Source organism: Mucilaginibacter sp. L3T2-6 (genome assembly GCF_030519355.1).
In the GTDB taxonomy this organism is placed as follows: Bacteria; Bacteroidota; Bacteroidia; order Sphingobacteriales; family Sphingobacteriaceae; genus Mucilaginibacter.
On the sequence record NZ_JAUMKC010000010.1, the window covers coordinates 57389 to 74881 of the forward strand.

16 protein-coding genes are annotated in these 17493 nt (G+C 46.1%); 7 read left to right on the top strand and 9 right to left on the bottom strand.

Annotation, left to right across the window (positions count from 1 at the left end; all coding sequences use genetic code 11):
• The first annotated feature begins 78 nt into the window (after positions 1 to 78).
• From Q3W13_RS12710 to Q3W13_RS12725, 4 genes are all read left to right on the top strand, one after another.
• Complete coding sequence (locus tag Q3W13_RS12710; RefSeq protein WP_302864388.1) at positions 79 to 495, top strand: hypothetical protein; 417 nt, start codon at positions 79 to 81, stop codon at positions 493 to 495.
• A gap of 81 nt (positions 496 to 576) precedes the next feature.
• A complete protein-coding gene (locus Q3W13_RS12715; protein WP_302864390.1) occupies positions 577 to 1707 on the top strand; it encodes an efflux RND transporter periplasmic adaptor subunit in 1131 nt (376 codons plus the stop codon).
• A 47-nt stretch (positions 1708 to 1754) separates the two neighbouring features.
• Complete coding sequence (locus tag Q3W13_RS12720; RefSeq protein ID WP_302864392.1) at positions 1755 to 4916, top strand: efflux RND transporter permease subunit; 3162 nt, start codon at positions 1755 to 1757, stop codon at positions 4914 to 4916.
• Between the two features lie 11 nt (positions 4917 to 4927).
• On the top strand, positions 4928 to 6364 hold the full coding sequence (locus tag Q3W13_RS12725) for a TolC family protein (RefSeq protein ID WP_302864393.1): 1437 nt from the start codon (positions 4928 to 4930) through the stop codon (positions 6362 to 6364).
• A gap of 83 nt (positions 6365 to 6447) precedes the next feature.
• Here Q3W13_RS12725 and Q3W13_RS12730 read toward each other — a convergent pair whose 3' ends face one another.
• Positions 6448 to 6720, bottom strand: coding sequence for a hypothetical protein (locus Q3W13_RS12730; RefSeq protein ID WP_302864395.1), 273 nt, complete (start codon positions 6718 to 6720; stop codon positions 6448 to 6450).
• Between the two features lie 52 nt (positions 6721 to 6772).
• On the opposite strand from Q3W13_RS12730, the gene Q3W13_RS12735 reads away from it, so the two are divergent.
• From Q3W13_RS12735 to Q3W13_RS12745, 3 genes are read left to right on the top strand one after another with little or no spacing between them, the layout of a single operon-like run.
• The gene (locus Q3W13_RS12735) at positions 6773 to 7246 is read left to right on the top strand and encodes a hypothetical protein (protein ID WP_302864397.1); all 474 of its coding nucleotides are present in this window, start codon (positions 6773 to 6775) and stop codon (positions 7244 to 7246) included.
• Position 7247: 1 nt separating this feature from the next.
• Positions 7248 to 7652: a pyridoxamine 5'-phosphate oxidase family protein gene (locus Q3W13_RS12740; protein WP_302864399.1), complete on the top strand. Its 405-nt coding sequence runs from the start codon at positions 7248 to 7250 to the stop codon at positions 7650 to 7652.
• Positions 7636 to 8943 carry a GAF domain-containing sensor histidine kinase gene (locus tag Q3W13_RS12745; RefSeq protein WP_302864401.1) on the top strand — a complete coding sequence of 436 codons (1308 nt, stop codon included), beginning with the start codon at positions 7636 to 7638 and terminating at the stop codon, positions 8941 to 8943. Before Q3W13_RS12740 ends, Q3W13_RS12745 begins: the two co-directional genes overlap by 17 nt.
• Before the next feature lie 163 nt (positions 8944 to 9106).
• On the opposite strand, the gene Q3W13_RS12750 is transcribed toward Q3W13_RS12745, so the two are convergent.
• The 8 genes from Q3W13_RS12750 to Q3W13_RS12785 form a co-directional block, all read right to left on the bottom strand.
• A complete protein-coding gene (locus tag Q3W13_RS12750) occupies positions 9107 to 9706 on the bottom strand; it encodes a hypothetical protein (RefSeq protein WP_302864403.1) in 600 nt (199 codons plus the stop codon).
• Positions 9707 to 9733: 27 nt separating this feature from the next.
• Positions 9734 to 11533 carry a carboxypeptidase-like regulatory domain-containing protein gene (locus Q3W13_RS12755; protein WP_302864404.1) on the bottom strand — a complete coding sequence of 600 codons (1800 nt, stop codon included), beginning with the start codon at positions 11531 to 11533 and terminating at the stop codon, positions 9734 to 9736.
• A gap of 51 nt (positions 11534 to 11584) precedes the next feature.
• Complete coding sequence (locus Q3W13_RS12760) at positions 11585 to 12178, bottom strand: diheme cytochrome c-553 (RefSeq protein ID WP_302864405.1); 594 nt, start codon at positions 12176 to 12178, stop codon at positions 11585 to 11587.
• Positions 12175 to 13038: an SDR family oxidoreductase gene (locus Q3W13_RS12765; RefSeq protein ID WP_302864407.1), complete on the bottom strand. Its 864-nt coding sequence runs from the start codon at positions 13036 to 13038 to the stop codon at positions 12175 to 12177. Before Q3W13_RS12765 ends, Q3W13_RS12760 begins: the two co-directional genes overlap by 4 nt.
• Before the next feature lie 318 nt (positions 13039 to 13356).
• Positions 13357 to 14088 carry a LytTR family DNA-binding domain-containing protein gene (locus tag Q3W13_RS12770; protein ID WP_302864409.1) on the bottom strand — a complete coding sequence of 244 codons (732 nt, stop codon included), beginning with the start codon at positions 14086 to 14088 and terminating at the stop codon, positions 13357 to 13359.
• A gap of 79 nt (positions 14089 to 14167) precedes the next feature.
• A complete protein-coding gene (locus tag Q3W13_RS12775) occupies positions 14168 to 14473 on the bottom strand; it encodes a hypothetical protein (RefSeq protein ID WP_302864411.1) in 306 nt (101 codons plus the stop codon).
• A gap of 132 nt (positions 14474 to 14605) precedes the next feature.
• A complete protein-coding gene (locus tag Q3W13_RS12780; protein ID WP_302864413.1) occupies positions 14606 to 15724 on the bottom strand; it encodes a Gfo/Idh/MocA family protein in 1119 nt (372 codons plus the stop codon).
• Positions 15725 to 15741: 17 nt separating this feature from the next.
• Positions 15742 to 17361 carry a DUF5597 domain-containing protein gene (locus Q3W13_RS12785; RefSeq protein WP_302864415.1) on the bottom strand — a complete coding sequence of 540 codons (1620 nt, stop codon included), beginning with the start codon at positions 17359 to 17361 and terminating at the stop codon, positions 15742 to 15744.
• Positions 17362 to 17493 lie beyond the last annotated feature (132 nt).

Sequence of the window (17493 nt, forward strand, 5' to 3'; positions counted from 1 at the left end):
TTATGATATAAACCTGATGGCGCGTAACTGGGTAGGTCCGTCTCTTCTCACCCGGCAATTCAATTAAATATTGCTCCTGTGCGCAAAATTTCTTATCTTTGCAGCGTGCTGAAGCGATCTCTTCATATCGTACTGGCAGCATGGCTAATCAACGCGCTGGTCTGCTTTCACCCGGTCTTCTCCGAGGTTCCCAATGCGTATACAAGTTCCTGCGAGACGACAATTTCGCATCCGGATAACACCCTGCTCGAAATAATTTATAATCACGTATTTGATGCTAAGCCGCAAAAAGGTCACGGCTCACATCATGCGGCCCCTAAATATCGTTATGTAGTTTCGCGAAACCTCGGGTTGGATGTTTGTGGTGAACAAGTACCTGGTTTTTCTCTTTACACTCCGGAAACGGTTTTACCCCCGTTTGTACACAAAATATGGGAAAACCGGATTTTCCTGCCTCCCCATCATCATTTTCTTTTCCGGCTAAGTCCCTTCTGATTTTTTTACTGTAGCCAGCGCATAACCGCGCATAGTATTATTGCGGCTTTCGCCGCCTTATTGTCAACAGTAATAAAACAAATGAAAATTTTAAAATCGAACATCCTATGGATGCTGGGCTTGCTACCGCTGTTTATATGCGGCTGTACGGCAGCCAGCCAAAATACAACCACCGTGCAAGATGTGCCGGAACTGCCTGTAATTACTTTACAGGCTAAAGATACCACCATACAAACCCCCTATGTGGCAGATATACAGGCGATGCGTAATATTGAGATTCGCACCCGTGTGAAGGGTTTTTTAGAGAAAATTTATGTAGATGAAGGTCAATCCGTAAAAAAAGGCCAGTTGCTGTTTAAAATTAATGATGAGGAATATCGTGTGGCGCTAAGTAAAGCCAAAGCCGCGCTTGACAATGCCATTGCCGCGGCCAAAGCCACCGAGCTGGAAGCAGACCGTATAAAACTGCTGGTCGACAAAAAGGTAGTGGCAAAATCTGAACTGGAAGTGGCCATGACCAGGCTAAAGGCCGACCGGGCAACTGTTGAGGAAGCACGGACATCGGTACAGGCCGCCGAAAACCACGTAGCTTACACCAGTATACGGGCGCCCTTTGATGGCATCCTGGACCGGATACCGCTTAAAGCCGGCAGTTTGCTGGAAGAAGGTGCTTTGTTAACCGATTTGTCGGACATCAGTTCCATGTATGCCTATTTCAGTTTTCCTGAGAATGAGTACCTGCAGTACGAGCGGTCAAAAACTTCAAAAAAAGAAAACCAGCAGGTGCAGCTGGTATTGTCAGATGGCAGCTCCTATCCTTACAAGGGCCACATTGAAACGGTTGAAGGCCAAATAGAACAAAATACCGGCTCGATTGATTTTCGGGCTACTTTTCCGAACCCGCAAAAGCTACTGCGGCATGGCGCCACAGCCAAATTATATCTGTCATCGGCAGTAAATAATGCAGTACTGGTACCGCAGCAGGCTGTATTTGATATTCAGGATAAAAACTATGTGTATACACTAGACGCGCAAAACAAACTCCATATGAAAAGCTTTACTCCGCGCACCCGGCTGGAGCATTGCTTTATTGTACAGGACGGCTTAAAGGCCGGAGAAAAAATCCTTTTCGAAGGCGCACAAAAGGTGCGCGACGGAATGGTTATTAAGCCTGTGCCTGCCAAGACACACGTTCTGGCAATGAGCAATTAGATTGCTGGCAAGAGAGTTTTTTTGTTTTACCTGTTAAGCGTTTCCACATGTTTAATTTATTTATCAGGCGGCCTGTGCTGTCGCTGGTTATTTCTCTATTGATTGTATTATTGGGTGTTCTGGCGCTCGTCGGGCTGCCGGTTACCCAGTTTCCGGATATTGTGCCGCCGTCAGTAACCGTAACAGCCAATTATACCGGTGCAAATGCCGATGTATGCGCGAAGGCGGTGGCAACGCCGTTAGAACGAGCTATTAACGGCGTGCCCGGCATGACGTATATGTCCACTGTATGCAGCAATGATGGCTTAACTGTTATCGAGGTGTTCTTCAACGTCGGCACCGATCCGGATAAAGCTGCTGTTAGTGTTCAGAACCGTGTGTCTACCATAATTGACGAATTACCTGAAGAGGTGATTAAAGCCGGTGTTACTACCGAAAAAGAGGTGAACAGTATGCTGATGTACCTCAACGTAATGAGCACGGACACCACGCTCGACGAAAAATTCATTTATAATTTTACCGATATTAATATTCTCCAGGAGCTTAAACGCATTGAAGGCGTTGGGCTGGCCGAGATCATGGGCGCAAAAGAATATGCCATGCGGGTTTGGTTGAAGCCCGACCGCATGACCGCCTACCACGTATCTACAGATGACGTTATCAAAGCAATCCGCGCGCAAAATGTTGAGGCCGCACCCGGAAAAACAGGCCTAAGCTCAGATAAATCACCGCAACTGTTGCAATATGTGCTTCGCTACCCCGGAAAGTTCTTCGAGCCGGAGCAGTACCGTAATATCGTGGTGAGAGCCGACGATAACGGCTCGGTGCTGCGGTTGCGGGAGGTTGCTGATGTTGAATTCGGGGCGCTTACCTACGGCATGGTTTCAAAAACCGACGGCCGGCCCTCTGCATCTATCATGATCAAACAGCGTCCTGGCTCTAACGCCCGCGAAGTGATCACTAACATAAAAAAACGAATGGCGGAATTGCAAAAAGCAACCTTTCCGCCGGGGATGAGCTATAACGTAAACTACGATGTTTCAAGATTTTTAGATGCATCAATACACGAAGTTTTGCGGACGCTGGTGGAAGCTTTCATACTGGTATTCATAGTTGTCTACCTGTTCCTCCAGGATTTTCGTTCGACGCTGATTTCGGCGCTGGCCGTACCGGTCGCACTGGTGGGCACCTTGTTTTTTATGCAGATGCTGGGCTTTTCCATCAACCTGCTTACGCTTTTTGCACTGGTACTGGCAATTGGCATTGTAGTAGATAATGCCATAGTGGTAGTTGAGGCTGTTCACGTTAAAATGAGCGAGCAACATCTGCCGCCTATGGAAGCAACTATAGCGGCTATGAAAGAGATCAGCGGTGCGATCATCGCGATCACACTGGTAATGTCGGCTGTATTTGTTCCGGTAGCATTTATGTCCGGTCCTGTGGGGGTATTTTACAGGCAATTTTCCCTCACGCTGGCATTCGCTATTGTCATATCAGGTATCAACGCGGTAACGCTGACACCCGCCCTTTGCGCTTTGATGCTGCGCCATCATGACCCCGCAAAACATAAAGGTATTTTAGCACGCTTTTTTAGGGGCTTTAATAATCGTTATGATAAAGTATCAAACCGGTATGCTAGTCTCTTACGCAGAATTGCCGGACGCAGGCTGATTTCTATAGCTATGCTTGTTTTCTTTTTTGCCGCTACGTGGGGACTAAGCGCGCTGTTGCCATCCGGTTTTATTCCCACTGAAGACCAGGGACAGATTTATGTAAACGTTACCACCCCGCCTGGAGCCACCGTTGAGCGTACTGAACAGGTTGTGTCGGCGGTTTACCGCCAGGCAAAAAAGGTCGAAGGGGTGGAGTCAGTTTCTACACTGTCCGGCTACAGCCTGGTAAATGATATCGCGGGCGCCTCTTATGGGATGGTGATGATAAACCTAAAGGACTGGGACGAACGCAAGCAGTCTGTCAACGAGGTTATAAAAGACCTCGAGCACCGCTGCCGCAATATCGCCGACGCTGATATACAGTTCTTTCCGCCACCAACAGTACCGGGCTTTGGTAATTCAAGCGGCTTCGAGATCAGGGTGCTCGATAAAACCGGCCAGGCAGATTTTCAGCAGACAGCCGATGTCAATAACCGCTTTGTTAAAGCATTGAACGAAACGCCCCAAATATCCGGTGCATTCAGCACATTTGATGCAAGCTTTCCGCAGTATATGATCTCCGTTGATCAGGCCGTTGCAGCCCAAAAAGGAATCACGATAGATGAAGCCATGTCTACCCTGCAAACGCTGATGGGCAGCTTTTACGCTTCCAACTTCATTCGCTTCGGGCAGCTTTATAAGGTAATGGTGCAAGCCTCGCCGGAATTCCGCAGCAAGCCGGAGGATGTTTTGCGGTTGATGATCAAAAATAATAAAGGTGAAATGGTACCCTTTTCCACCTTTATTAGCATGAAACGGGTTTTCGGGCCGGAACAGCTCACACGTTATAACATGTACACGTCCGCAATGGTTACAGGCGATGCAGAACCGGGCTATAGCAGTGGCGATGCCATTAAAACCATACAACAGGTAGCAGCGAAAACCTTACCCAAAGGATATACTTTCGAATGGTCGGGCATGACACGGGAAGAAGTTTTATCGGGCAGCCAGGTAGTATATATATTTATCATCTGCCTCGTTTTTGTTTACCTGCTGCTTGCTGCTCAGTATGAAAGTTTCCTTCTTCCGCTGCCTGTTATCCTTTCGTTGCCTGCCGGCATATTCGGCGCATTCTTTTTCCTGAAAGTGCTGGGGCTTGAGAATAATATCTACGCCCAGGTGGCACTGGTTATGCTTATCGGACTGCTTGGTAAAAATGCAATTTTAATTATAGAGTTTGCCGTTCAAAGGCAGCGTAATGGTATAACTCCCTTAAAGGCAGCCATTGAGGGTGCCGTTTCACGTCTACGCCCTATTCTGATGACATCGCTGGCATTTATAGCAGGGTTGATCCCGCTATGCATCGCCTCAGGCGCTGGCGCGATGGGTAACCGTTCTATCGGCACAGCGGCAGCCGGGGGCATGCTTTTCGGTACTATTTTCGGGGTCATCCTCGTACCGGGCCTGTATGTAGTCTTTACGTCATTGAAAAAGAGAAAATCTATAGCAGAACTACCTGTAACCGAGACAGTGGATGCAATTGAGGTAGAACAGTAAATAGAATCCGTATGAAATTGAAAATAAAAACATTAAATATAATACTCTCCGGGTTGCTGCTGGCGGGATGCAGCAACTACAAGGCAGTTACTATTAAACCGACGGCCGCGGTGCCGGATACTTTTAAAACCCAAAGTGATACGCTAAGTAGTGCAGACATACCGGTACATACTTTTTTTAAAGACAGCTACCTGCTGCAACTTATCGACACCGCTATAGCAGACAATCCTGACGTACTTTCTGCTTTTCAGCGTATTCAACTGGCAGAATCGCAGCTAAATTTTAAGCGTTCGGCCCGGCTGCCGTCTGTAGACCTCAGCCTGAGCGCTGGTGTGGAACGCTATGGGGATTACACCATGAACGGTGTTGGCAACTACGATACTAACCTATCGCCGAATATTAACAGCAAGCAGCACATACCAACGCCGGCAACCGACTATTTTGCTGGGTTTAGAAGCTCGTGGGAGGTGGATATATGGGGTAAATTAAAAAATGAGCAGAAAGCGGCCCTGGCACGTTTCCTGGCCAGCCAAAGCGGCTATAAATGGATAAAAACCGAATTAACCGCCGCGGTTGCTACACGTTATTATGAATTGCTTGCACTGGATATGGAAGCCGCTATAATCCGTAAAAATGTGAATTTGCAGGAAAAAGCCGTTGAAATAGTTAAGATACAGAAGCTTGGCGGCCGTGCAACTGAACTGGCTGTACAGCAGTTTGAAGCGCAATTGGCAAATACGCGTGCTTTGGGCTACAGTAATGCCCAACAGGTTGCCGAAACTGAAAACGAACTAAAGTGGCTGACAGGTGGCTTTAACAGCGCCGTAAAACGCGACACTTCCATAATTGCGTTGCATTTGCCCGAGCCGCTTAAAACGGGTGTGCCGGCTCAAATGCTTCGTAACAGGCCGGATATACAGCAGGCAGAACAAGAACTTTTGGCGATGAACGCTGATATCCGGAGCGCGCGCGCTGCTTTTTTCCCGTCGCTGACGCTTACTCCTTACGTAGGCTATAATGCGTTCAAAGCGGCGCTGTTGTTCAACCCGGCTTCGGCCGTCTTCGGGATTATTGGAGGAATTACCGCACCGGTGCTTAACCGGAAAAAAATTAAATCTGACTACAATTATAAAATTGCGGAAGGAAAAACAGCTTTGTACAGCTATCAGAAAGCAGCGCTGACGGGCTACAGGGAGGTGCTGGACAACTTAAAGGGTATGGAAAATTACAGCAAATACTATGACATGAAGCAAGCCGAGGTCAACGCTTTGCGCAATGCAGTCTCAGTTGCCGACGACCTTTACCTGGTGGGGAGGGCATCGTACCTGGAGGTTATTACCGCACAGGGCAATCTGCTAAAGGCTGAACTGGAAACGGCCATAGCAAAAAAGGATATCTACCTCGCCAGTGTAGGCCTTTACAGGGCGCTCGGAGGCGGGTGGAAATGATTGTAATTACATTAGTAATATGTTAACACAAAAGCCTTAAGCGAAAAACTTGGGGCTTTTGTGTTACTGCTGATTCAAAACTTTTATTGCTGATTTTTGACAATCAGGTTGTCTACGGTCAGCGTGCCTACATGGAGGTCTTTAATTGCGGCGTTCTTGATAGCTAACCTCTTTACAGCGAGCGCACCAACCGCCATAGCCCCGATAGCTATCGAACCCAAAATCAGTGCGCCAAGTACTGAAGCTCCAATGCCTAATAAACCAACACCACTTGCCCTGGTCAATTCGTATTTATGAGAGTTTTTCATATCGTTAAGCTTTATAAATACAAAAGTAACACCTTTGGGATAGCGCATTTTTAAGATCAGATAATTTTATTAAATCAAAAAGTGCTATTTTTAAAACCCTATGCTAAATTCATTGCCTAAAAACGTAGTAACTGTTTTAACTAACTATTATTCAGCGGTTTGGTTATCGTGCTGTAATGCTGATAAACAGCCAATGATAGCGCGCTTGTCGAGCATTAGCATAATTGACAGTGATACTATCCGCTGTTATATACCAGCCAAGTTTGCGACAGAATTATTGCCGGCCTTAATTAAGCATGCCCCGGTATCGGTAATGGCAGCTTGTACAGAAACATTTGACTCATACCAGGTTAAAGGCTTTATTGAAAGCGTTGATAAAATACAGCCGGAATTGATTGAAGGGCAGCAGAACATTATAGAGCTATTCGGCAAAGTCTTAGTGCGGCAAGGGTTTTCCGCAGAAAATCTTTACAAGGCATACGCAGATAATGATTTTGCAGCTGTTGTAATTAAAGTGAAAGATGTTTTTGAGCAAACACCAAAAACCGGGACAGGAACCAAAATAAATGCGTAAGATGTGTATAACCAATGATATGTTGCCTGCCATGCAAAGCGTGGTTCCCAGCACGATGGCTACAGTGTCTGCTGATGGTATACCAAACTTAACTTACATTTCGCAGGTGTTTTATGTGGACGATAATCATGTAGCTATCTCCTTCCAATACATGAATAAGTCATGGAAGAATATTAATGAAAATCCTAATATCACCATGATCCTTACACACCCGGTAACTATTAAGATGTGGAAAATGAACCTGGTGTTTGAGGAAATAAAATATGACGGGCCAGTTTTCGATAATATGGATATGCAACTTACAGCTATTGCCAGCATGTACGGCATGGCCGACCGCTTTAAGCTAAAGGCAGCGCTGATCTGCAGAGCTACTGATATTACAGTATTGTATGATGGAGGCTTATAATGACAATGCTTCGCAAATCGCCCACGAGAGAAGAAAAACTGAAATTGTCAGCCTGATATCGCTCGAATTAAGCAAACCGGTTACGCTGAAGGAAAAGCTTAATAATATCCTTTACTTTCTGGATAACATTTTTGGATTAAAACATACCATGCTCCTTCTTCCCGACGGAGAAGAACATTTAACAGTTTTTGCAAGCCGGGGTTTTGGTGAGAAAGGCTTGGGAGCAAAAATAAAATTCGGACAGGGGGTTATAGGCGTGGTGGCGGCCCGTAAAAAGAAATTGCGCCTGAATAATATATCGTGGCAAAAACAGTACATACATAAAGTTGCGGAGGAGCCAATCCATATAATCGAACTTCCGGGTCTGCCGAATGCAGAAAGCCAGGTTGCTATACCTTTACTGGCCGACGAGAAACTGATTGCTGTCTTGTCTGCCGAAAGCGAAGACTTGAATTTCTTTGATGTTGAGGATGAGGAATTCCTGATGACGCTTTCCCAGATCATCGGTCTATCCATACAAAATACACAGATAGTAGAGGGCCTGGAAGCGACTGTAAAAGAGCGTACCCATCACCTGGAGTTACAAAAACAAATGCTGCAACAGGCTAACTCCAGTAAAGACAGGCTTTTTTCCATCATATCACACGATTTGCGCAGCCCCGTTGCTGCCCTGCAGAGCGTCAGCAAGCTAATGCATTATTACATTAACTCGGGCGATATGTCATCTGCGATAAAAACGGCTGAACGCGTGGCTAAGTCCACCCAGGGCCTGCACATGATGCTCGACAAATTGCTCGCCTGGTCGTTAACCCAAACCGGCGATATTAAAATTGAACAAGTGCAGGTGGACATTGTAACGCTTCTTAAAGAGGTGCTTGAAGTATATGAAGACGCTATATCTTCCAAAAACATTATCTGCAACTTTAATGCGCCCGGATTTTCTGCCATGGTAACTTCCGACATGAATGCATGCTTTACAATTTTCCATAACATTATATCCAACGCAGTAAAATTTAGCTTTGAAAAGGGAGTAATTTCTATCAATCTGCATCCGGAGAATACTTATTTAAAGGTAACGATCTCGGATACCGGTACTGGCATTCCGGAGGATAAGATCAATGACATCCTGTCGAACCCGGTAAATGTTAGCAGCAAAGGTACAGCTAACGAAAAGGGGACAGGAGTGGGCCTTGCGGCAAGCTTCTATATGGCGAAGCGTGTGGGCGCTACTATTGACATCAGCAGTTCGCCGGGTGCAGGTACTACTGTAAGTGTGAATTTTCCTGTTTAAGCTATTTTTGGCTATTAAAACCGTCCAGACTAATTCCGCAGGTACTTTTTAGAAAGTAAGTCTCGCCGCTTAAGGAACTTATCGCAGGTTCCGGATTGACAAAGTGCCACAGGCTCCCCATTTAGAGAGCTTGCGGCATTTATGTTCATAAGAACGTAGTTTATTAATTCCCGGTCTCTTGCAGCCATTTCTTTACTTCATCCCGGGCCGCTTCAATAACCGGCTTGCCCGCGCGGTAATACATCTTCCATTTCTGATCTTTACTCTCGTAGGCCGGGTCTGTAAATGTTTTGCCGGTTAACTGCGCGTTGAAATCTACGGTCGACGATACTTCCAAAAATTCCTTAAGCCTGTTCCTGACCAGGGCCTGCGGGTCGCCCGGTAGTTCTGCGGCGGAAGCATTACCCTTTAAAAATTTGTCAACCGTTTTGTTAACCAGGTCCGACGGTTTTGGCAATCTGAAGCCATGCGACTTGCCAACCATATGCTCTTTACGATATTTTTTATAGCTGCTGGCAAACGCATCGCTTTGGGTATATTCTTTTATAAACTTAACCAGCAGCCTGGTGGAGGACACTTGCACGCTTACCGGCATACTGCGTGCTTTATCTACCAGCACTTTGTCAAATTGCAGGTACCCGCTTGACATTGCTCCAAAAATACTCTCGTTGGCTTGTTGCGTTGTTATGTTCAGCTGGTCAAGCACGCTGTCTGTAGTGAAGGCCATTAATATAAAAGCCAGTATAATAAGTTTCGTTTTCATGATTTTTTTTCGATAAAAATTAAATAATTATTGATCCGGTCCGCGGTAAACTTTGAAAACGCCGTTAGACACTGTGACATCCCCATATTGTTCACCTGTCGACGGGTTCAGCTGCTTGAATTTGCCTGAAAAAGTCCCTTCCAAAACGTCACCTACGGCACCGTACTTAGTTATATTCAGCGTTAGTTCCCCATCCCCGGTATCAGCGGTTAACGTTCTTTTCTCGGCGGTCATTACCACAGCGATAGTGACGTGTTCCGGTTTACCGGTTGATTTGCCGGGGAATGCAATGATAATGCTATAGCCATTAACTGCTTTTGCTATGCCGGTTTCGTTATTAGATGCTACATAGTAGGTTTCCGGCATTACGGGGCTGTACGGCGACGTGATCTCCATTGTCTTGTTTGAAAAACCTCCGCCATTAAGTGTGAAACTGATCCGTCCGGCTTTTTGCTCGTCTTTCGCAACCAATATTTTACCCAAGTCCTTTGTGCCGGCAGCCGGCGTATTCACTGTGATTTCTGCCGATTGCTCACCATCATGTGCATATCCGGTTACTAAAACAGCGGCATTTGCCGGTACCGGCTGGCTAAACTTGCCGTTTGCATCAGTTATAGCTACAAAATTGCCTTTAGGTGTTTTAATTCCAACTGTTCCCCATATAGCCTTATCGCCGGCTTGTACCATCTGGCCGGATAGGGTAACTACCCCGCATCCGGTTTGAAAATCCACGGTTTTTGTTTTATTGGCATTGATGGCAGCTATATTCACATCGCCGCTCCCTACAGAGTTATCGGAGAAGACGGTCACATTTCCGGTCAGTGCCTGTCCGGCGGGCACATACATTTCATAGTAGCCTTTATCGTCGGCAATTGCGGAGTTCTGCCCGATGCGCACGGTGGCGCCGCCCACAGCTGATCCATCGCACGATGTAACATGCCCGTTTAATATTGACCATGGAATATCCATATCAAGGTTCCAGGGGGTAAAGTGCCTTACCGTACCAAGGTATTGATCGCCCTGCTTTTGAGCGGAGCCATCCTCTATCCATTTGCCTTTAACCTCATCAAAATACCATAGCGGTATGGTTTGGGGGGCTGAAGACTGCTGACCGGCAGCAATTGGAATAGTTAATGTGGCTTCCGTACCCGTCTTTAATTGCAGAGCTTCCCCGGAAGCTGTTGTCAATTGTACTTCAATCGCTCCGTAACTGTACAGCTGAACATTTTTATGTTGCTTATTGATCGCGCGGAAATCACCGCCCGGCATTTGGTCGGCAATTGTGCCAGCGACGGGATTGATATACCGTGTAGCCAGTTTAACCGTTCCGTTAAAGCTGCCACCCGTTGCGTTGACAATGCCGTTTGCAGGGATCCGTATGCGAACGCCGTCATTTGAAACAACATCCGCACCGGCGGAAGAAGCAAAGGAACGGACATCCTGCTTTACGACCATAGTTATTCTGAGCGTGGTAATTTTCCCATCATGAGCAATTGCTCCTTTCGAACCGTTAAAATATCCGTCTTTTTTGCAAAGAATAAATACCCTGCCGTCGGTAAACGCTGCGTGGTCAACGGAAAAAGTACCATTATTGTCGCTGGAGACCGGGCTGCCATTATTTACAGTAACCTGTACTCCGGGGAGCGGGTCACCGGCACTGTTGACTATAATACCCTGAACCCGGGTCTGGCCGCTTTCGGTTATACCTGTTCCGGGATCGACAGACGGCGCAGAGGTGGTGTTATTATCAATTTTTTTGCAGGCCGGGGTCATCAAAATGCCAATAGCAATCAGCCATGCAAAATATTTTCTTATTTGCTTGTTCATTTTTAACTGGTATAGGTTTTAGAAATTGTGTTTACAAAATTCCTGCTGCCATTATTCAGCAGGAATTTTATCCGGCGCAATAGGCGCAGGAACCACATTCTTTACCGGCTTTGTACTTTTCAGGTAAGTGAATATTGCATGCAGGTCGGCGTCGGCAAGCGCACCGTATGATTGCCATGGCATTGGCGGCAGAATATTGCGTTCTTCCCGTAGACCCATGTATTTGCCTTCGCGCATTACCCTTACAAATTGTTCCTCGCTCCAATTTCCTACTCCGGTGGCATCTGAGCTGATGTTTGCAGCGAACGACATTCCCCAGGGCCCAACCGCCGCTGTCAGATCTGGCGCAAACAGCACCCACTGCCCTGTTGATTTGCTAATTTTAGGAATGGGTTTTGACGAGAGAAATCCTCCGAGTTTGGTCATTGAATCAATAACCGGACCTTTCGGCCCGAATGATTTGGAGGAATGGCAATCGTTACAGCCCATAATTCCGACAAGGTACTCCCCTCTTTTGATCGTATCTGCCTTAGTTACCATGCGTGGCGCTGCCTTAACATCTACGGCGCTGTTTTCGCATGAGGAGAGACAGTAAACCCCGGCTATGACTGTCACAGCCAGTATAATAGTGATTGCTTTTTTCATGATGTAAATACGTTTGAATAATCGTTTAAAAATTGGCGGTAAGTCCTTGGTTCATGGCCAAGTATCTCCGTTAATTGCTCTAATTCTTTGGGTGTTGCGGCTAAACCGCTGTTATGGAAAAAGTCGTACATTTCTGCCCAATTATTTACCATCCATTCCGGCAGCCATTGGGAAAAAGCATCTTTAAATACTTGCAGATCGTCGCCAATATAACTTACTTCATACCCCAGGTGTTCGCTTAATATAGCTGCGGTCAATTCACCTGTCAGCACTTCGGGACCCGCAACGGCAATGGTCTGGTGGTCGTACCTGTCGATTGCCAGCACTTTTTCTACTACTTCGGCAATGTCCCGCACGTCAACCCGGCTTAGGCCTATGCCGCCGATCGGCTGATTGTAAAGCCTTGCTTTCGTGATAGAGTCCTTAAACCAAAAATCATTCTGATAAAAGTTATTAGGACACACAAATACGTAGTTCAGGCCGCTTTTTTTCAGTGCTTCTTCAATAAATACCTTTGATTGAAAATGATCAATGTAAGCCGCTGCCCTTGCGCGGTGAATACTTTGGTAAACAAATTTGCGAACGCCCGCTTTTACCGCGGCTGCTATGGCATTTAAGCCCTGGTAGATTTCGTTTTTGGTATGTGCATTCAGCATAAAAACTTTATCTATGCCTTCGAATGCTGCTTCCAGCGTATCAGTATATTCCAGGCTGCCGATGAAGGGCTCAACCCCGGCAGGCAATTTTGCAGCTTTTTCTTTGGATGTGGTTAAAACCCTTAACTCATATCCTTTTTCAAGGAGGCGCTGCACTACCTGGCTGCCAACTGTGCCTGTCCCTCCGATAACTAGTGTTTTCATTGTCATAAAATTTAATGGCGGCAAAAGTATTCCTGACGAATTTTTATCTGTAAGATTTTCGTCCAACCGCTGGTTTTGTCCGGCGAATTTCTGCGCTCGGATTTAGTCGTGATTAATTAAGATTTAACAGTTAAATGCTGTGGCGTACAGAGTTTTGATTTGCCGGTATTATGCCTGGCTCTTCGTGAATTAATGTTTTCATTGTCATAAAAATTTATTGACAACAAAAGTATTGCGGGTGCAAAAAAGGCTGGATTTTATTACGCAGACAGGCCTAAAAAAAGCGCGAATGACTGGAATTAATTCGCGAATGAAATATCAGAGCACGTTAAGGCGGCTGTATAGCTCGTCTTTATAGGTTTTGCTGTACGGGATAAGCGCAGAACCTATTTCAACCGTGTTTTGGTTAGTGCGAATACCGCTGATTGCGTTCATATTAATGGCATACGACCGGTGTACCTGCAGAAACAGCCGCGGCGGAAGCTTTTGAAGCAACTGCTTTAGCTGACCGGTTACCATGTGTTTTTTCTCAGCAGTATGTACAAAACAATATTTATCGTATGCCTCAATATAGAGTATATCGCTGTAGAGCAGCTTCACCAATTTATTATTCACCTTTACATACAAAAAGTCGGACTGCTGAAAACCTCCCTGGTATTTTGGCGACATTAACTCCCGCTGATATTTGTGAATTGCTATCTCAATAGCTGAGCTTAACTGGTCTTCTGTGTAAGGCTTTCGCAGGTAGGCTTCCGGGAATGTTGCCTTCACTTCGCTGATAATCGTGCCGGGCGACAACGATGTAAGATAGATGAGCGGAATATTAAAAAGTGTATTAATCTTTTGGGCCGCCTTTATACCGGATATTTCGCCCGCCAGGTCAATGTCCATCAGGATAATATCCGGTGATATAGCCGAGATCAACCTGGCTGCGTCGGTAGCATCAGGATAGATCCCCGCATTTTGATAACCTAAATTATGCAGGTGCATCTTAAGTATGTCAGCATGCAGTTCATCGTCTTCAAATGCCAGTACGCGTATAAGGGCCATGGGTTTAAAATTGTGTCAAAAATAAATTAATGGCAGATACGAGGCAAAAAGAATAATTCACTAGTCATTTTAACGCCAGCTACCCAAGTTTTTCGCCCTTGATAAGCATCACAGCTTTGATAGATTGATCCTTTAAATGCAGGAACTTTTTACGCTCCTCATCACGCATAAAGGCTTCGAAATCAGATTCCGCATCGAATTCAACCAGGTGTACTTCGTACGGTTTTTCCACGCTATTTTCAATAAACGCTTCGTCGTCCGGTCGTATCCGCAGCATTAGCCGACCATTATATTTTGCAATAAGTGGAATTGCTACATCTTCAAACTGGTGAAAGATTTCTTCACGGCCTTCTTTTATATAGATCAATTGAGTGATATAGATCATAACCAAAACTAAAAAATATGCGCAATTACCCAAGCAGGATGCCAATTGATCCCATCCGGAATTTTTTGAAGCCTTTGTTTTTCATACTAATCCCATAAAGTTGGATTCGGGCTCCAACAGGGATATGGCAGTTTATAATCTTACCTCAACCCGTTTACCGGTGCGTACCGCTTCATAAACCGCATCGATCAATTTCAAGTCTTTTACCGCTTCGTTTCCATCAATGGGTATCGGCGGCTTTTTATTATTAAAGATAATTTCGGCCATTTCATCCATCTGTACCGCCTGGTGGATAGTATGTGGTTGTGTAAGCTCTCCTTTATGGGTATGGCCCATTATCGGCCCATAGCCTGTAGAAGGCTGCATTTCGGCAAAGCCCTTTTCGCCGTTCAGGAAAAACTTGTCCAGGTTGTTCATGGCGTAGGTTGACAGGCATGAAGCTACTGCGCCGCCCGGAAAACCAAACTGAAACTGAATGGTCTCATCAACGCCTTCCTTAAATTTTACCGGATTGTTCTTTGTTTCCTGTGCAGTAACCCAAACCGGCTCCTCGCCTACCATGTAGCGCGCCCCGTTTACAGAGTAAATGCCGATATCCATCATCGAGCCGCCGCCCGATAACTTTTTGTTAAGCCTCCACTGCGAAGGGTCGCCGATCTCGAAACCTGATAATCCCTGAAAGAACAGCACTTTGCCAAATTCTCCGGCATTGCGCATCCGTATCACTTCAAGTGTTTTTGGCTCAAAATGCATGCGATAGCCAACCAGCAACTGCACACCGGCTTGTTTACAGGCATCAACCATTTCCTGCCCTTCTTTGGCATTTACTGCCATCGGTTTTTCGCAGATTACATGTTTGCCGGCCTTTGCTACGCGGATGGCCTGGTTATGGTGCAGACCGTTGGGTGTAATGATATACACGGCATCTATATCCGGATTGTTCTTTATAGCGTCAAAATTGTCGTAGTTATAGCAGTTTTTGTCCGGTATTTTATAGCGGTTTTGCCATGTCTTGATTTTTGATGGCGTTCCGCTGATTAGGCCCGCTACTTTTGCTTTCTTACTATATGCCATGGCTTCCGCTACACGCGTAGCATAACTGCCAAGACCCATGAGGGCAACGCGCAGCATAGGGCCGTCGTAATTCTTCTCATCGTTGTGTAAGTCAGCGGCCCAAATTACAGCGGGCTTTAGCTGCAGCGACAGGGCGGTAAGCCCCAGTTTTTGTATAAAATCGCGGCGTGTATTCATTTTTTTTACAGTTGATGTTAACGGGTTATAAGCTTGATTTGTAATATCTCCGGTTTATCGCCAAAGGCTGGTCCTCCCCAATCGGTTTCGTCCCCGTTAAGGATGCGCAGCGGCTTAAATATACCATTTTCGTAACTGCCTTCCTCAACTTTAAGATATTGCCATGTTTTACCGCTATTCCCGCCTAATGGTTTAAAGGTGATGTGGCAATGCGAGCCTATGGCGATAAATCTGTCATCGGTTAATTTCACCAGCATAATGCGCCCAAGCGGAAGGTCAGTGGCCGGGGCCACAGCGTTCCTTGCACTTCCAAACGATATCACTGCCTGCCACGCTCCCAGGTTGATGGTTTGCTCTTTATGGTCTTCCGGTTCAACAGCGGCGCTTATTTTTCCTGCAAGCACCCATTCAGCCAATTGAGGTATCCCAGCAAACATAGCATATTCATTTCCAAACGGTTCTAAACTTTTATTAAAGCCGGCAAATGAGGTGCCGCGGTTATTATTATCAATCCCGAAAGGTGAAAAACCTATTCCTCCACGGGCTATCACCTCATATAAATACCTGGCATTTGTTGCGTTGAAAGCTGCCTCCGGTACAAAAAGCGGGTTATCCCGGCGACTGTATAATTCCAGCACTTTTAACACTTTTTCATTTTCGGGCAGGTAAATGTCGGGGGCAAGCAGATCGATTGCCGGGGCCGCTATCTTCCAAATGGGGATCACGTTATCTGTCGGGCCGCCGCTTTCATAAGTATTTGCTTTAGGATTGGTTATTGGGTCGCGCAAGGCAGCATTGGTATATAAGGGTAAATTATACTCTTTTTTTCCGGCCGCTGCTACATTCCCAATAAAACTGGCTACCGACCATGCATGAAAATACTCGTCGGCCCTATCGCCGAAAACTTTTTCCCAGCTGCCGCCGGCCGGGTCCTCTGTATGCAATTCACGCAGTAACGCCGGTTTTAATAATTCCGCAGGTACAGGCCCTTCAAACAGCTTTTGCGCCAGTGGCGAATAATCGCGCATACTGCCCCATGCTCCCGATTCGTTTTCCACCTGCACCATGATAACCGTATGCTGCCGGTCTGTCGCCTTAAGGCGCCGCATAACTTGCCGGAAAGCTGCAATATCAGCGTCCATTGTAGCCTGAATGTGCGGCGAGGGCGAGTCGATAGGTTTGCCGCCCGGCCCGGTAATATTTGGATATTTCGCCGCGCTGCTCTTCATCCATTCGGGCATGTAGTGGTTGCTGCCATTCTTCCAGGTAGCAAACCATAGCAACACCAAGCGTACCTTATGCTCCCGGGCTTGCTTAAGCAGTAAGTCTATCATCGAAAAATCGAACTTTCCCTGCTGCGGTTCTACCTGTTCCCAGTAAATGGGGATTTCGAGCGTGTTCAGGTGCATTTGCTGAACAGCAGCCCATACCTGCGGCATCATACCCGGCCAGGCGCTGGAATTGTGCACCTGCCCGCCAAACATAAAATAAGGCTTGCCATCAACCATAAAAGCATAACGACCATCTTTTTTGATGATCCGGGGCATGTTATTTTGCGCGGATTGTCCCTTTGTAATATTAAAAGCCGGGACAATAAAGAGGAAACATAGCAGGGCTAGTTTTGGCAATTTCAGCATTTTTAAATAGATATTAGTTAAAAGGATTTAAAAGTACACCGATAATTTCCTGCTGAATAAAACATTTGTATCAATAAATTTAACAAATGTTAAGGGATTGCGGTTATGTATCATCGCGCTTACAAATTATCA

What these genes read in the sequence shown, in the direction of transcription:
- Q3W13_RS12725 (WP_302864393.1), top strand. Translation starts at nt 4,928, where the DNA reads ATGAAATTGAAAATAAAAACATTAAATATAATACTCTCCGGGTTGCTG.
- Q3W13_RS12775 (WP_302864411.1), bottom strand. Translation starts at nt 14,473, where the DNA reads ATGATCTATATCACTCAATTGATCTATATAAAAGAAGGCCGTGAAGAA.
- Q3W13_RS12760 (WP_302864405.1), bottom strand. Translation starts at nt 12,178, where the DNA reads ATGAAAAAAGCAATCACTATTATACTGGCTGTGACAGTCATAGCCGGG.
- Q3W13_RS12750 (WP_302864403.1), bottom strand. Translation starts at nt 9,706, where the DNA reads ATGAAAACGAAACTTATTATACTGGCTTTTATATTAATGGCCTTCACT.
- Q3W13_RS12770 (WP_302864409.1), bottom strand. Translation starts at nt 14,088, where the DNA reads ATGGCCCTTATACGCGTACTGGCATTTGAAGACGATGAACTGCATGCT.
- Q3W13_RS12785 (WP_302864415.1), bottom strand. Translation starts at nt 17,361, where the DNA reads ATGCTGAAATTGCCAAAACTAGCCCTGCTATGTTTCCTCTTTATTGTC.
- Q3W13_RS12730 (WP_302864395.1), bottom strand. Translation starts at nt 6,720, where the DNA reads ATGCGCTATCCCAAAGGTGTTACTTTTGTATTTATAAAGCTTAACGAT.
- Q3W13_RS12720 (WP_302864392.1), top strand. Translation starts at nt 1,755, where the DNA reads ATGTTTAATTTATTTATCAGGCGGCCTGTGCTGTCGCTGGTTATTTCT.
- Q3W13_RS12715 (WP_302864390.1), top strand. Translation starts at nt 577, where the DNA reads ATGAAAATTTTAAAATCGAACATCCTATGGATGCTGGGCTTGCTACCG.
- Q3W13_RS12755 (WP_302864404.1), bottom strand. Translation starts at nt 11,533, where the DNA reads ATGAACAAGCAAATAAGAAAATATTTTGCATGGCTGATTGCTATTGGC.
- Q3W13_RS12765 (WP_302864407.1), bottom strand. Translation starts at nt 13,038, where the DNA reads ATGAAAACACTAGTTATCGGAGGGACAGGCACAGTTGGCAGCCAGGTA.
- Q3W13_RS12740 (WP_302864399.1), top strand. Translation starts at nt 7,248, where the DNA reads ATGTGTATAACCAATGATATGTTGCCTGCCATGCAAAGCGTGGTTCCC.
- Q3W13_RS12780 (WP_302864413.1), bottom strand. Translation starts at nt 15,724, where the DNA reads ATGAATACACGCCGCGATTTTATACAAAAACTGGGGCTTACCGCCCTG.
- Q3W13_RS12745 (WP_302864401.1), top strand. Translation starts at nt 7,636, where the DNA reads ATGATGGAGGCTTATAATGACAATGCTTCGCAAATCGCCCACGAGAGA.
- Q3W13_RS12735 (WP_302864397.1), top strand. Translation starts at nt 6,773, where the DNA reads ATGCTAAATTCATTGCCTAAAAACGTAGTAACTGTTTTAACTAACTAT.